The organism is Pseudoselenomonas ruminis (assembly GCF_008271295.1).
In the GTDB taxonomy this organism is placed as follows: Bacteria; Bacillota; Negativicutes; order Selenomonadales; family Selenomonadaceae; genus Selenomonas_A; species Selenomonas_A ruminis.
Genome location: NZ_VTOY01000018.1, coordinates 1 through 15,273, shown reverse-complemented (window position 1 = coordinate 15,273; position 15,273 = coordinate 1). Strand labels below are relative to the sequence as shown.

Here is a 15,273-nt window from a genome sequence, read left to right as displayed (position 1 = left end):
CCCGGAAACAATCTGCTTCCGGGCAGGCTTATCTTATCTAATTCTCTCATTGGCCCATGCCGGTTATTCATCTTTTAGTGCTGCCAGCTTAGCAAACAGCTCCTCAAACCGCTTGTTGATTTCCGCATGCGTATCTTTCGTAATCTGCGGCATATCATCCTGACCAATCTCGTCTTTCCAGACTATGCCGGCCTGCTTGAAGCCCTCCTCAACCGCAGCCTGCATTGCCTTGAGTTTCTCCGGGTCACCACCGGCAATCGTCGAAGCCATGTCGAAAATGCGCGAGGCAACTGCATCAACCGAATAATCACCGCCATCACTGATGGCTGCCTGTGCCTCTTCCGGCGTCGTCCCGACCGGCGGCAGCGCAAACTTATCGGTACCGAAAAGAATACCATCAAAGTTCAGCTGGCCGATGCCCTGATCAAGCCATCCCTGCAGTTTCGCATTCTGCTCGGTCATTGTCTTAATCATGAGCTGATAACTCTTCTGGATACCGTCTTTAAGCACATCGACCTGCTCGGTCGTCATGCCCTTAATTGCCCCCGATGCCTTCTGCGCTGTTGCCGAAAAATCCAGCGTAAACGCTTCGGTTGTCGAAGTCGTTGTCGTCAGGTTCTTCGCTTCATCCGTAGTCGTCGAGGTTGTTGTTTTCTTGTAGCTTGCACTCAGTGCAGCCGTTTGCTGCGAGAGCGAAGCAATTCCTTTGACATCCATGTTCGCTTCCTCCTTATGTTATCCACTTGCACTTACATATCAGAGTAAAGTATTCCTATCTATATTATCACGAAAAACGCGCAAAAAATCAAGCAGATTTTTGCGCGTTTGGATTAAAAATTTTAATCAAATTTAACGGAATGAACTACTTTATAGCCTTTCTCCTCAATGAGTGTCTTAATCTTCTCGGTATCGGGGATTATCCCGCGAATGACAATCTCATAACTGCCGTCTTCCTGCTTGCAGGTCACGAGGCTGTCAATCGACAAGCCCGCTGCCGCGAAGATGCCAGAAATCTCATTGACCACGCCGACCTTGTTATCCACCAAAACCGTAAGACGCGTCTTCCCCTCCGAAAGGGCCATGACATCGACAAAGGTCTTGAAAATATCTGTCTCCGTGATGACGCCAACCACCGCACCGACCGCTGAGATGACCGGCAGCCCGCCGATTTTCTTATCGTACATGATAAGGGCTGCTTCCTCTATCGTCGCATCCTCGCCAACGGAAATGACATCTTTGTTCATGATTTCCGCTACTTTAAGCTTATCGAGCAGGGACTTTTCCTCATAACGGGAAAGCGTTGTCGCCGGAGACGGTGCCACCCGCATGAGGTCCTTATCGCTGAAAAAACCGACGAGCTTGCCATCTTCCACGACCGGCAGCCGGCGGAAATGTCCTTTTTTCATCGCCATAAACGCATCATCAAGCGATGCATCCGGCGCAATAGTCACGGGATTCTTCGTCATACGATTTGCCACAAACATATTGATACCCTCCGTTTCTGTACCTGAGACCTGACGGCTCAGGATTTTGATATATACAAAAGGATTCGCCAAAATCCGGCGAATCCCTTCTGGTCCCCAACAATCAGCCGCCCAAATACGCCTTGCGCACCTCTTCACTGGCCGCCAGTTCTTTGGCATCACCAGCGAGCGTTATGCGGCCCGTTTCCAGGACATAGGCGCGGTTGGCTATCGACAGAGCCATATTGGCATTCTGCTCGACAAGCAGCACCGTCGTTCCTGCTTTGTTGATATCGACGATGATATTGAAGATTTCTTTGATGAGCAGCGGCGCGAGGCCCATTGACGGCTCATCGAGCAGCAACAGCCGCGGACGGCTCATCAATGCCCGCCCCATCGCGAGCATCTGCTGCTCGCCGCCCGAGAGCGTGCCCGCTATCTGATTTTTGCGTTCCTCGAGGCGCGGGAACAATTCAAAGACATGCTTGACATCTGCCTTGATCCCGTCTTTATCCTTGCGCGTAAAGGCACCCAGGTCAAGATTCTCCATAACCGACATCTCCGCAAAGATGCGGCGCCCCTCCGGCACCTGGCTGATGCCGTTGCGAACGATTTCATGGGCCTTGCTGCCCGCGATATCTTTTCCTTCAAACGTTATCGTACCGGACTTCGGCTTCAAAAGTCCCGAAATCGTGCGCAGTGTCGTCGATTTTCCAGCGCCGTTGGCTCCGATAAGGGTGACAATTTCTCCCTGATTGACTTCCAGGCTGATTCCCTTAATCGCATGGATGGCATCATAATAGACATTCAAATCTTTTAATTCCAACATTTTGCCCATTATGCTTCGCCTCCCAAATATGCCCGGATAACTTCCGGGTCGTTCTTGATGACATCCGGCGTTCCCTGTGCAATAATCATGCCATACTCCAATACATAAATGCGCTCACAAATCCCCATGACGAGACTCATGTCATGCTCAATCAGAAGAATCGTCAGGCCAAACTCCTTGCGAATCCAGGAAATCATCTCCATGAGCTCTTTCGTCTCCTGCGGATTCATGCCGGCAGCCGGCTCATCGAGCAGCAACAGCTTCGGCTTGGCGGCAAGAGCGCGCGCAATCTCCAAACGCCGCTGGGCACCATACGGCAGATTCTTCGCCAGCTCATCGGCCTTATCTTCGAGATGGAAGATTTTCAAAAGCTTCAAGGCTTCTTCTTCAATCTTTTCCTCTTCCGAAAAATACCGTCCCATGCGGAAGACCGATTCGAGCAGGCCGTATTTGACGTGAAAATGGAACGCAATCTTGACATTTTCGAGAACCGTCAACTCCGAAAACAGCCGGATATTCTGGAACGTGCGCGCAATGCCGCGCTGGGTAATCTGATACGGCTTCAAGCCAACAATGCTCTTGCCATCGAAATGAATCTCGCCAGTCGTCGGCTGATAAACGCCAGTAATCAGATTGAAGGCCGTCGTCTTGCCGGCACCATTCGGGCCGATAAGGCCGACCAATTCGCCTTTATCAATGTGGAAATTAAAATCCGAAACTGCCTTGAGGCCGCCAAACACCTCAGACACGTCAGTTGCCTTGAGTAATTCCTTAGCCATCAGCCGCGGCCCCCTTTCTTGAAAATTTTACGGAAGATACGCATATTGGTAACTTCCATGTAACCAAACAAGCCCTGCGGACGATAGAACATCATCAGGATAAGCGCCAGCGCATAAATAATCATGCGGAACTCCGGCCAGCTGGCGAGAGCTGCCGAGATAAAGGTAACGACAAAAGCACCGGCAATCGAACCCGTAATCGAGCCAAGACCACCCATAACTACCATGATGAGATAGTTAAACGACTGCATGAACGTAAACGAATTCGGACTGATGAGATAAAAGCTGTGCGCAAACAGAACGCCAGCCACGCCGGCAAACGAAGCGCCAATCGTAAACGCCATAATCTTATACTTCGTCGTATTGACTCCCATCGATTCCGCGGCAATCTCATTCTCGCGGATAGCCAGGCAGGCGCGCCCCTGATTGGAATTTACGAAATTCTTGATAAAGAACAGCGCAAACAACATGATGAAAAACACCCAGGCAAACGTCGTATGATGCGGAATGCCCTTGAAGCCTGCCGCACCGCCTACATAATCGATATTCATGATGACGATGCGGATAATCTCACCGAGCCCCAGTGTGGCGATAGCCAGATAATCCCCGCGCAGCCGCAGCGTCGGAATACCGATAAGGAACCCGAGGATACCAGCAGCAACGGCACCAGCTGCCAAAGCCGCCAAAAACGGCAAGTGGAAATTTGTCGTAAGCACAACGCCCACATAAGCGCCGACAGCCATAAAGCCTGCATGGCCCAGCGAGAACTGTCCCGTATAACCATTGATGAGGTTGAGGCTGACCGCCATAATGATATTGATGCCGACAATCAGCAGATTCAGCTGCCAAAACGAACTCAGGATACGGCCCGCGATAAGCCCCTGAAGCACCGCAAACAGGACAACGGCGAAGCCTATCATGATAAAATCATTTTTGCGTAAATATTTCATGAAGCTCCCCCCTTAGACCTTTTCTTTCGTATTTTTGCCAAACAGTCCCGTCGGTTTGAACAGCAGCACGAGAATCAGGATGGCAAATGCCGCCGCATCGCGGAACGTCGAAGATACAAAACCCGAGACAAACGCTTCAACAATGCCGAGAATCAAACCGCCTACTACTGCGCCCGGCAAAATGCCGATACCGCCGAGGACAGCGGCCACGAAAGCCTTGAGGCCTGGCATGATTCCCATCAGCGGGTCGATGGAGTTATAGTAGACACCAACCAGCACACCAGCTACCGCCGCCAGTGCCGAACCGATGCCAAACGTGATGGAAATGATGCGGTCCGAATCAATCCCCATGAGCTGTGCCGTCTCCGTATCAAACGAAGCCGCCCGCATAGCCTTGCCTGTTTTGGTCCGATGGACAATATAGGTCAAAACAATCATCAGGATAGTCGTAATGCCGAGAATCAGCATCTGCTGGCCATTGATGACAATGCCGCCAATCTCGATGGCCACATCGCCGAAAATGGCCGGAAACGTACGCGGCGTCGGCGATACGAAGTACATGCTCGTGTACTCCAGGAAAAACGAAACACCAATTGCCGTGATGAGCACCGAAATGCGCGGTGCATGACGAAGCGGCTTATACGCGAGCTTCTCGACCACCATGCCGAGAATCCCCGTAACAACAAACGAGATAATCAGTGCGGGTACTATTGATAAATGTGCCTGCGTAATCGCAAAAAAACCGATATAAGCGCCCACCATATAAATATCGCCATGGGCGAAGTTGATGAGCTTGATAATACCGTAAATCATCGTGTAGCCTAACGCAATCAGCGCATAAATGCTGCCCAGCGAAATGCCATTGACGAGCTGCTGCAGGACCTGGTGCGTAACTTCCATAATTTTCCTCCTCCTTATCGCATCGTCCATCCTTGACGGACACTATACGATAGTACAAAGGGCCGCATCACTGCGGCCCCCTGGTTCTGCCCTATTCGCTCAATCATTCAGCATCCGGCATGATTTTAGCAACCATGACGCGGTCGCCATTTTTGTTCTCCAGGATAACTGCCTGCTTGATTGGGTTGTGGTGTTTATCCATCGTGATGGTGCCCGTACCTACTTTGAGGTCCTTGGTCTGCTCCAGTGCCTCGCGAATCTTCTCCGGGTCATCGCTGCCTGCACGTTTGATTGCATCTGCCAGCATCTTACCGGCATCATAGCCGAGTGCTGCAAATACGTTTGGTGCATGGCCATACTCTTTCGTGAACGCATCGACAAAGCCTTTTACTTCGGCATCTTTATCCGAATAGTGGGTGCTGAAGAAGGTGTTGTTCAGCGCATCAGCACCGGCGATATCGGCTACTTTCGAATCATCCCAGCCATCCGTGCCGAGGAACGGCTGTTTAAAGCCAAGCTCACGAGCCTGTTTTACGATTTTGCCGACTTCTTCATAATAAGCCGGAACGAATACGACATCGGCATTGGCCGTTTTGAGTTTCGTCAAAGCAGCTTTGAAATCCTGATCTTTGGCGAGGAAGGCTTCTTCCATCAGAACCTTGCCGCCAGCAGCCTCGAATTTCTCCTTGAACACTTTGCCAAGGCTCTTAGAATAATCGGAGCTGTTGTCCACATAGATTACTGCCGTTTTGGCTTTGAGTTTCTCAGCCGCAAATTTGGCCATAACGGAACCCTGCTGCGGGTCGATAAAGCAGCTGCGGAATACAAACGGTTTTACCTGTCCATTTTCCACCGTTACATCCGGGCTCGTCGCATCCGGAGCAATGATAGGAATCTTGTTGTCCGTTGCCACCTGCGACTCAGCAATGACATTTGCCGTTACTGCCGGTCCGACGATAACCTTTACCTTGTCATCGGAAATCAGCTTCGTAGCGGCATTGACAGCCTCGGACGCCTCGGATTTATTGTCAGCGGCCACGACTTTGATTTTCTTGCCGTTGACGCCGCCGGCATCATTGATTTCCTTGATTGCCAGATTGAAGCCATCGAGCGTTGCCTGGCCATAGTTGGCAACATTGCCCGTGCTCTCGAAGTTTGCACCGACTTTGATTTCATCGGCACTGCCTTCATCACCACAACCGGCAAATACACTGCCCATGAGCATCGTACCAGCGATAACACTCATGAGTTTCAAGCTTTTCTTGCTGAAATTCATATGAATTCCTCCCTTGTCTCTCATTCGTTGCCCGTAAAACAATCAACGATGGAACTAATTATAGTTTACATGTTTACAAAAGTCAATGTATACATGTAAAATCCAGCCACAAATATTAATCATTTGTCCTCCGCAAAGAAACCAGTCAGGAAATTTTTACCGTTATGTATCGTTTATACGGTATACATGGATTAAAAGTACAATATCGTCATGATGATGCAATTATGATTTTGTATATCTATATTAGACATTTGACAATCAAAGTCCTGCCTGACAAGAAAAAATCCGCTGACTCATCCGTTTGAGTCAGCGGAATTTTTTACTTTCTCGCAAAAATGGCAAATAACGGCACGGAATCATAATGCATCGACGGGTCGTTGTGAACCCTGCCAGCGATATCCGGCTCAATATCCACCGTCATATCGAGTTCCTGCAGATACGCGGCATCCCACGCCGGACGGCGATGGGTGCTGATGCGTACGGCATCCTTAATCGCATTGCAGGTATCTACTAATTTCTGCTCGATATTGGCATGAACATTGGCCTGATCCTCCTTGCGGGAAAACGTCTCCAGACCATAATCAGAATCAAAATTGAGTAGCAGGCCGCCGGGCTTTAACACCCGCCGCCACTCGCGATAAGCGGCCATTGCATCAGGCAGCGTCCAAGTCAGGTTGCGGCTGATTACCACGTCAAACGATTCATCGGCAAAGGTCAGCGCCTGGGCATCCATCTTCTGGAATTTTGCCGAAACGCCGCTGGCGATAACATTCTGCTTCGCCTCATGGAGCATATCCCCTGACATATCAATGCCTACCACTTCATGCCCCATACCTGCCAACAAAATAGCGAAGAATCCTGCTCCTGTTCCGATATCAAGAACCCGAAGTATTCTGCCCTGCGGCAGCTTTTCTTCCAATAAGCTCTTCCATGCCTTTCCACTCGGACCAGCTAACTCCCTTAACCTCACCTTACTGAACGCCTTACTACGCACATCCCAATACGACTCGATTTCCCGATGCAACGCCGTATAATCCTCCTGTTCCCTGTTACGCCAAACATTCTTCGAATCCATACGCTTACCTCCAGTAATTCTTATCTTCCTTTATTGTAAAGGATTAGCAGGCGCTGGATAAGCCCCCCCAGGGGGTTTATTATGGCGAAAAAGCCTAACAGCACCTATTCTGGTTGCCATTAGGCTTTTTTTCTATGGGAAGGTTACGTTATTCGACATCGAGGTCGGCAGTAATCTGATAGTAGTCGCAGGCATGCGAAGTATAGTTCTTGACATCGGCCTTGGAAATCATGCTCATCTTGAGGAAGGAGCAGAATACAAAGGCATGGTCATCGAGAACTACCTGCTGCATTTGCAAGGCCAATTCGGCCCGCTTGGCCGGGTCAAACGTCTGGCTGAGCTCTGCTTCGAGCGCATCGAGTTTCGCGCTTTGATATTTGCCCTGATTCTTGGTAGCATTACCGGTCGCAAATACCGTAAACCAATATTCAGGGTCGCCAGTTGGCGCCTGGACGTTGGCCATTGCATAAACATCCCAGTTCTTCGGATTTTTTACCACCTGATTGTTGTCGGCCGTATTGTTGATATCAACGGCAATGCCGATATCCTTGAGCGTAGCCTGGGCCGACTCGGCCAGCAGGGGCAGTTCCTGACGGCTCGGATAGGTCAGCCATTTGACGACGAGCTTCTTGCCATTTTTCTCGCGAATGCCATCGCCATCGGTGTCAATCCAACCAGCCTGCTCCAAAACCGCCTTGGCACCTTCCGGGTCGTACTTCTCGGCTTTAACCTTATCGCCGCCAAAGGCCGAACCTGCCGGGAATACGCCATTAGCCGTGAAGCCATTGCCCTCCAGCAGTTTATCGACAAAGTTCTCCTTATCGATTCCCATGGAAATCGCCTTGCGGACAGCAGGGTCAGCGCAGACCGAATCCGGGTCAAAATTCATCTTGCCAAAGAAGCAGCGCGATGTGGGTATCTGCGAGATGGTGTATTTGTCATTCTTGAACAACGGATAGCTTTCATACGCCATGCCATAAGCAGCCTGCACCTCACCGGACTGCAGGGCATTGGCCAGCGTATTGCCATCCGTTATCGTGCGGATGATAATCTTATCAAGTTTCGGCGTGCCGCCCCAATAGTTCTCATTTTTCTTGAGCGTCAAATGGTCATCAGTCTTCATATCCGTCGCAATGTACGGGCCGGTACCGGCCACCATGCCATTCTCAAAGCCAGCATTGACATCAATGATGCAGCCATACGGGTCACCGAGATAATTCAGCAGCGCCGGTTTAGGCTCCGTCGTTTTAATCGTGATTTCCTGTCCATTGGCTTCAATCGAAGCAATCTTCAAATCCTGTTTCGCCCGTTTGTTGTTGGCAATCAAATGCTCCAAACATTGCTTTACCGACTCGCCATCCATATTGCGGCCGGACGAATACGTGACATCATCGCGCAGCGTAATCTTCCAGGTCAGCGGATCGGTATTTTCCCATTTGGTTGCCAGCCACGGCTGGATTTCCATGGTATCGGAATATTTTACCAGCGTCTCGCCAACACCATAACGGATGCAAGCCCAGCCAGCATAAGCATTATGCGGATTGATATCGGGTTCCTCGTTGGAACTGTTAAACGTCGTGTCGCCAATAGTAAGCACCTTGCCAGCATCAGACTTCCCCGTCTGACTGCCGCCACAGCCGGTTAACGCACCGATACAAAGGCCGGCACTTACGGCCAGCGCCAAAAGTTTTTTCCACTTCATACAATTTACGCCTTTCCTTCCGCCTTCCCAAAAGAAAGCCTTACAAAACACTGTCAATAAGCATTTGGGTATATTTTTTCTGCGGATGACGGATTACCTCATCCGCAGTCCCCTCCTCTACTATCCTGCCATTATGCATGACCAGCACGCGGTCACAAAAATCCTGCACGAGGGCAATATCATGACAGATAAAAAGATACGACATCGAGAGTTCACGCTGCAAGCGGTTTAACAGTGACATAATCTCTGCCTGCACCGTCACGTCCAGCGCGGATGTCGCCTCATCAAGAATCAGCAGCTTCGGCCGAATCGCCAGCGCCCGCGCAATGGCCGCCCGCTGGCACTGGCCGCCGCTGACCTCGTAGGGATAGCAATCCGAAAGTTCCGGCCTGAGCCCGCAAAGTTCCATCAGCCGGGCCGTTTCCGCTCCAGCCTCAGCCTTCGCATAACCATGATTCCGCAGGCTTTCCGCAATGCCATCCCCCAGCGTACAGCGCGGGTCAAAACTGTCAACGGGGGATTGAAATACCATCTGCATTTTCCGGTATGCCTGTTTGAGCTTCATTCCCCGTGCCCTGGTGATCTCCTCGCCATCAAGAAAAATCTGGCCATCAGTCACCGCCAGCAGCCGGGTTATAAGCTTGGCCACGGTACTCTTGCCACTGCCGCTTTCCCCAATCAAAGCTACTTTTTCGCCAGCTCCGACAGCAAAGCTCACATCATCTACCGCCAGCAGCGGTTCGCGGCTGCCAGCCTGAAAAACCTTCCGCAGGTGCCTTGCTTCCAGTATTTTTTCCATTCAATCACCTCCGCAGACACGGCACCGCCGCCAGTAATTTCTTGGTATAGGCCGACTGCGGCCGCTCCATGACCTCATGGGTATTTCCGTATTCCACACAGGCACCATCTTTCATGATTAGTACCTCATCAGCCATTTTCCGGATTACACCGATGTTATGCGTAACGAGCAGAATACTCGTACCAAACAGCTTGCGCGCCAGCAGCATTTCCTCTATGACCTGTTTTTGCACGGTCACGTCGAGGGCTGACGTCGGCTCATCTGCCAGCAGCAGTTTCGGCTGAAGCAGCATGGCCGCCGCCACCCCAACCCGCTGCTGCATGCCCCCCGACAATTCAAAGGGATAGCTGTCTAAAATCCTGCCAGGACTTGCAAAGCCAAACTTTGCCAGAATATCCCGCGCCTGTTCTGCAAACGCCACTTTATCCTTTTTCCCATGCGCCTGCATCATTTCCCAGAGCTGGGCTCCCACAGTACGGATGGCACAAAAGGAATTGCCTGCCGACTGGAAAATCATCGCCATTTCCGAGCCGCAGAGCGCCCGCAGTTCCTTCACCGGTAAATCCGGCAAATCCTTATCCCCATACCAGATATCACCCCGCGTCACGACACCGCCGCGGCCCAGCAGTCCCATAGCCGCCCGCAAAAGGGTTGACTTGCCACTGCCGCTTTCTCCGGCAATGCCGAGGATTTCTCCCGGCTGCACGGCAAAACTGATATCCTGAACTACCCGTTTCTCGTAATAGCTGATATCCACGTGTTCATATCGAATGATTTCGCTCATGATTACCTCCGGTTCTTAGGGTCCAGCCAGTCACGCACGGTATCCCCTAGCAGATTAAAAATCATAACCGAGAGAAAAATCGCAAAACCCGGCGCCAGTGTCACCCAAGGCTGCGTTGCCAGCAGATTGCGCGTATCGCTCATCATGCTGCCCCACTCAGGAATCGGCGGCTTTGCCCCCAATCCCAGGAACGACAGCCCTGCCAGCTCAATCATCATCGTACCAATGTCAAGCATGGCCGTCACCAGAATTGGTCCGGCAATATTGGGAAGCACATGCTTGCGGATTATTTTCAGCGGACTGCTGCCCGCCATCCGGACGGCCTGCATATAGGGCAGTTCCTGCTGCGCCAGCGTCTGGCTGCGCGCAAGCCGCGCATATTTCGGCCAGCTGATAGCCGCCAGGGCAAAAATAGCGTTGTGGACACCGCCGCCCAAGACAGCGGCCACCGCCAAGGCAAATACCAGACCGGGAAATGCCAAAAACATATCCGCCAGCCGCATGAGCACAGTATCTATCCATTTGCCCGCCCAGGCACAAAAAACTCCGATAATCGTACCCAAAACGGTAATAAATCCCACCAACGCCAGCGTGGAAAAAATACTGGTGAAACTGCCAGCAATAACCCGGGAAAGCATATCCCGCCCATACCGGTCCGTCCCCAAAAGATGCTGAGCCGATGGCGCGGCCTTAGCCAGCGACATATCCTGTGCATAAGGGTCATACGGACACAAATATTCACTGAAGAATGCCGCCAAAATCAACAGCGCGGCTACCAGTGAAAAAAAATACAATTTCTTCTTCAGCCTGTCCCGGGAAATCTTGGGAGCCCGTACACTTACCTCATTCAATTCTGCTTCCCTCCCAAACGGATACGCGGGTCAAACTGATGATACAAGAGGTCCGCAGCCAGATTGACGACCACATAAATAACTGCCATCCACATGACATAGGCCTGAATCAACGGATAATCGCGCATATTGATGGCATCAACCGCCAGCTTTCCTACACCGTCCCACATAAAAATGCTCTCAACAATAGCCGTGCCGCCAAGCAGGCTGCCAATCGACAAGGCCAAGAGCGTCATAATCGTCAGCATCGAAGCCTTCATGACATTTTTCCAAAGGATGACCCGGTTGCTTATCCCTCGTGCCATAGCCCCTTGCACATACTCCTTGTTGAGTTCCTCAAGCACCGCCGAACGCACCTGCCGCATATATTTGGCTGACATCGCAATCGCCAGCGTCAGTGTCGGCATGATCGCACTTTTCAGCCCGACCCCGCTGGAAATAACCGGCAATAACTCCAGCTGTATCCCCAAAAACTGCATCAGCAGCATGCCGACGAAAAAATTCGGCATGGCATTGCCGATAAAACTGCAAAACCGCAGGATAAAATCGGCGGCCCTGTCCTGGCGTACCGCCGCGAGTATCCCCGCAGGAATGGCAATGGCCACCGTCAGCAGGATGGACAGCGCCGTGAGCAACAGCGTCGCCGGAAGCTTGCGCAAAAAAGCTGCGAGTACCGGCTCTCCCGTGACATAGCTGATGCCCATATCCCCATGAAGCATCCCCCAAAGCCAGTTCACATACTGGGTAAAAAACGGCAGATTCAGCCCGAGTTCCGCCCGCCGCTCATCGAGGATTTCCTGAGCCACCTCGACGCCGCGGTTCGTATACAACTCCGTCACCGCATCACTTCCGGCCATATATATCAGCAAAAAAGATAGGAACGTAATGCCAAAAAGAATTGGTATTAACTGCCCAAACCGTTTCAAGGCATAATTCATTTTGCCTATCCTCCTCATAAATTTAATACACAACAATATTATAGTAGCGGAAAATAAACGGTATTAGTAAGCCCCCCGGGGGGATATTTTCATATTTATGCGAAATTTCCGGTCATTTTATCCCCCTGGGGAGCTTGCACATCGCCATTAATACTTTTTATAATAATAATGATAGTTCGATATATTCCAATCGCTACTTCAGAGGCTCAACTGACTTAGCGGGAATGTATTTGCAGAGAATAACATCCCGTTTGTCTACTGCAATATATAGTCGCCGTGCATCAGTATAATTATTATTAATCTATACGATGCACGGCGTCTTATTTACATGGTATAATAAAAGCTATGACATGCTCATTACTATGACAATAAACAAAAGCAGAGGCTATCCTATGAACCTAAAACACTTGATTGACCGATTGCATCAATCCCATAACCTCTCCCTTGATGAATTCACCGAACTGCTTGCCCGGCGCGATGAGGAACTGCAGGCATACGCAGCCAGTCTGGCGGCCGAAACAGCCGAAAAACACTATGGCAAAAAAGTTTTCATCCGCGGACTCATCGAATTCACCAACATCTGCAAAAACGACTGCTATTATTGCGGCATCCGGGCCAGCAATCGCAGCGCGCAGCGCTACCGGCTCAGCGAAGAACAGATTCTCGCCTGTGCCCAAAACGGCTATGCACTTGGCTTCCGTACCTTTGTCCTGCAAGGCGGCGAAGACCCGTACTACACCGATGACAAAATCTGCCAGCTGGTGCGGCAGCTAAAACACAATCATCCCGATTGTGCCGTCACGCTTTCCATCGGCGAAAAAACACGGGAAAGCTACGCAATGTACCGCAAGGCCGGTGCCGACCGGTATCTTCTTCGCCACGAAACAGCCACGCCGGCGCATTACCGGCACCTCCACCCGCCTTCCATGAGCGCCGAAAACCGCTATGAATGCCTTCGCACCCTAAAGGAGCTCGGCTACCAGACCGGCGCAGGGTTCATGGTTGGTTCCCCCGGGCAGCGGCCGGAGGATTTGGCCCGCGACCTGCTGTTCCTCGGCAAGCTCCAGCCGGAAATGGTAGGCATCGGCCCGTTTATCCCAGCCGCCGGGACGCCTTTTGCCCAGGAGCCCGCCGGCACGCTGGACGAGACGCTGTTCCTGCTGAGTCTCATCCGCCTGATGATGCCGGAAGTGCTGCTGCCGGCCACCACGGCGCTGGGAACCATCGACCCCCGCGGACGGGAGAAAGGTCTTCTTGCCGGTGCCAACGTAGTCATGCCCAATCTTTCCCCCAAGAGCGTCCGCGAGAAATATCAGCTCTACGACAACAAAATCTGCACGGGGGAAGAAGCAGCCGAATGCATTGTCTGCCTTACCAAACGAATTGAATCCGTCGGCCGTGAGCTGGCCGTCAGCCGTGGCGACAATATCCGCTATCTAAACACGAAGGAGGAACTTCACTGTGTATAACCCAAAATCTAACAAAGCCTCAGAATTCATCGATCACGAGGAAATCCTCGCCTCCCTTGAATACGCTGACCAGAACAAAAACAACGCTGAACTCATCGATTCCATCATCGCGAAAGCCAAAGAATGCAAAGGGCTTAACCACCGCGAAGCATCGGTACTGCTGGCCTGCGAGATTCCCGAAAAGAACGAGGAAATCTTTAAACTCGCTGAAGACATCAAAAAGCAATTCTATGGCAACCGCATCGTGCTGTTTGCCCCGCTCTATCTTTCCAACTACTGCATCAACGGCTGTATCTACTGCCCGTATCACGGCGTAAACAAGACCATCCCGCGCGTAAAACTCACGCAAGAACAGATTCGCGACGAGGTCATCGCCCTGCAGGATATGGGCCACAAACGCCTGGCCATCGAAGCCGGCGAAGACCCGGTCAACAACCCGATTGAGTATATCCTCGAATCCATCCATACGATTTACTCCGTCAAGCACAAGAACGGCGCTATCCGCCGCGTCAACGTCAACATTGCCGCCACGACGGTCGAAAACTACCGCAAACTCCACGAGGCCGGCATTGGCACCTATATCCTGTTCCAGGAAACCTATCACAAGGATTCCTATGAAAAACTCCATCCGACGGGTCCAAAACACGACTACGCCTACCACACGGAGGCTATGGACCGTGCAATGGAAGGCGGCATCGACGACGTCGGTCTTGGCGTACTCTTCGGCCTCGACAAATACCGCTACGAATACGCTGGCCTTTTGATGCACGCAGAGCACCTTGAGGCAAAATTCGGCGTCGGCCCGCATACGATTTCCGTACCGCGCATCTGCCCGGCTGATGACATTGACGTCAACACGTTCAGCAATGCCATCAACGACGATACCTTCGCCAAGATTGTCGCCTGCATCCGAATCGCCGTTCCTTACACGGGCATGATTGTCTCGACCCGCGAATCCCAGAAATCCCGTGAGCGCGTTCTGCACCTCGGTATCTCTCAGATTTCCGGCGGTTCCCGGACGTCTGTCGGCGGCTACACCCAGGAAGAACGCCCGGACGAAACGGCCCAGTTCGATGTCTCGGATACCCGCAGTCTCGACGATGTCATGAAATGGCTCATCGATATGGACTACGTACCCTCCTTCTGCACGGCCTGCTATCGGGAAGGCCGCACCGGCGACCGCTTCATGGCCCTCTGCAAGGCAAAGCAGATTCAGAACTGCTGCCTGCCCAATGCCCTGATGACCCTGAAGGAATATCTCGAGGATTATGCCTCCCCGGAAACGAAAGCTGCCGGCGAGAAACTGATTGCGAAAAACATCCCCGATGTAACCAATCCGGCCGCCCGCAAAACGCTGGCCGAACGCCTGCAAAAAATCGAACAGGGCGAACGCGACTTCCGCTTCTGATCCTGTATTTACGACATAAAAATCCCCCGCTAATGGAGCAGCAGCTCCAT

15 protein-coding genes are annotated in these 15,273 nt (G+C 51.7%); 2 read left to right on the top strand and 13 right to left on the bottom strand.

Annotation, left to right across the window (positions count from 1 at the left end; translation table 11 throughout):
* Positions 1-63: 63 nt before the first annotated feature.
* From FZ040_RS12655 to FZ040_RS12595, 13 genes are all read right to left on the bottom strand, one after another.
* The gene (locus FZ040_RS12655) at positions 64-717 is read right to left on the bottom strand and encodes a hypothetical protein (RefSeq protein WP_149172331.1); all 654 of its coding nucleotides are present in this window, start codon (positions 715-717) and stop codon (positions 64-66) included.
* 122 nt (positions 718-839) lie between these two features.
* A complete protein-coding gene (locus tag FZ040_RS12650) occupies positions 840-1,484 on the bottom strand; it encodes a CBS and ACT domain-containing protein (RefSeq protein ID WP_149172330.1) in 645 nt (214 codons plus the stop codon).
* A 103-nt stretch (positions 1,485-1,587) separates the two neighbouring features.
* Positions 1,588-2,292 (bottom strand): ABC transporter ATP-binding protein, encoded by a 705-nt coding sequence (locus FZ040_RS12645; RefSeq protein ID WP_149172348.1) that lies wholly within the window; start codon positions 2,290-2,292, stop codon positions 1,588-1,590.
* Positions 2,293-2,300: 8 nt separating this feature from the next.
* Positions 2,301-3,071: an ABC transporter ATP-binding protein gene (locus FZ040_RS12640; RefSeq protein ID WP_149172329.1), complete on the bottom strand. Its 771-nt coding sequence runs from the start codon at positions 3,069-3,071 to the stop codon at positions 2,301-2,303.
* Positions 3,071-4,021, bottom strand: coding sequence for a branched-chain amino acid ABC transporter permease (locus tag FZ040_RS12635; protein ID WP_149172328.1), 951 nt, complete (start codon positions 4,019-4,021; stop codon positions 3,071-3,073). The genes FZ040_RS12640 and FZ040_RS12635 overlap by 1 nt, the downstream gene beginning before the upstream one ends.
* A gap of 12 nt (positions 4,022-4,033) precedes the next feature.
* Positions 4,034-4,921, bottom strand: a complete 888-nt coding sequence (locus FZ040_RS12630) for a branched-chain amino acid ABC transporter permease (RefSeq protein WP_149172327.1) — start codon at positions 4,919-4,921, stop codon at positions 4,034-4,036.
* A 103-nt stretch (positions 4,922-5,024) separates the two neighbouring features.
* Positions 5,025-6,197 carry an ABC transporter substrate-binding protein gene (locus FZ040_RS12625; RefSeq protein WP_149172326.1) on the bottom strand — a complete coding sequence of 391 codons (1,173 nt, stop codon included), beginning with the start codon at positions 6,195-6,197 and terminating at the stop codon, positions 5,025-5,027.
* A 319-nt stretch (positions 6,198-6,516) separates the two neighbouring features.
* On the bottom strand, positions 6,517-7,272 hold the full coding sequence (locus FZ040_RS12620) for a class I SAM-dependent methyltransferase (protein ID WP_149172325.1): 756 nt from the start codon (positions 7,270-7,272) through the stop codon (positions 6,517-6,519).
* A 148-nt stretch (positions 7,273-7,420) separates the two neighbouring features.
* Positions 7,421-8,974, bottom strand: coding sequence for an ABC transporter substrate-binding protein (locus FZ040_RS12615; protein WP_149172324.1), 1,554 nt, complete (start codon positions 8,972-8,974; stop codon positions 7,421-7,423).
* A 40-nt stretch (positions 8,975-9,014) separates the two neighbouring features.
* Complete coding sequence (locus FZ040_RS12610; RefSeq protein WP_149172323.1) at positions 9,015-9,773, bottom strand: ABC transporter ATP-binding protein; 759 nt, start codon at positions 9,771-9,773, stop codon at positions 9,015-9,017.
* A 4-nt stretch (positions 9,774-9,777) separates the two neighbouring features.
* On the bottom strand, positions 9,778-10,557 hold the full coding sequence (locus FZ040_RS12605; protein WP_149172322.1) for an ABC transporter ATP-binding protein: 780 nt from the start codon (positions 10,555-10,557) through the stop codon (positions 9,778-9,780).
* 2 nt (positions 10,558-10,559) lie between these two features.
* Positions 10,560-11,408: an ABC transporter permease gene (locus FZ040_RS12600; protein WP_149172321.1), complete on the bottom strand. Its 849-nt coding sequence runs from the start codon at positions 11,406-11,408 to the stop codon at positions 10,560-10,562.
* A complete protein-coding gene (locus FZ040_RS12595) occupies positions 11,405-12,346 on the bottom strand; it encodes an ABC transporter permease (RefSeq protein WP_149172320.1) in 942 nt (313 codons plus the stop codon). The genes FZ040_RS12600 and FZ040_RS12595 overlap by 4 nt, the downstream gene beginning before the upstream one ends.
* A 392-nt stretch (positions 12,347-12,738) precedes the next feature.
* Between FZ040_RS12595 and hydE the strand changes: the two genes are divergently transcribed.
* A complete protein-coding gene (gene hydE, locus FZ040_RS12590; protein ID WP_149172319.1) occupies positions 12,739-13,815 on the top strand; it encodes a [FeFe] hydrogenase H-cluster radical SAM maturase HydE in 1,077 nt (358 codons plus the stop codon).
* Positions 13,808-15,223 (top strand): [FeFe] hydrogenase H-cluster radical SAM maturase HydG, encoded by a 1,416-nt coding sequence (gene hydG, locus FZ040_RS12585; RefSeq protein ID WP_149172318.1) that lies wholly within the window; start codon positions 13,808-13,810, stop codon positions 15,221-15,223. Before hydE ends, hydG begins: the two co-directional genes overlap by 8 nt.
* Positions 15,224-15,273: the final 50 nt, after the last annotated feature.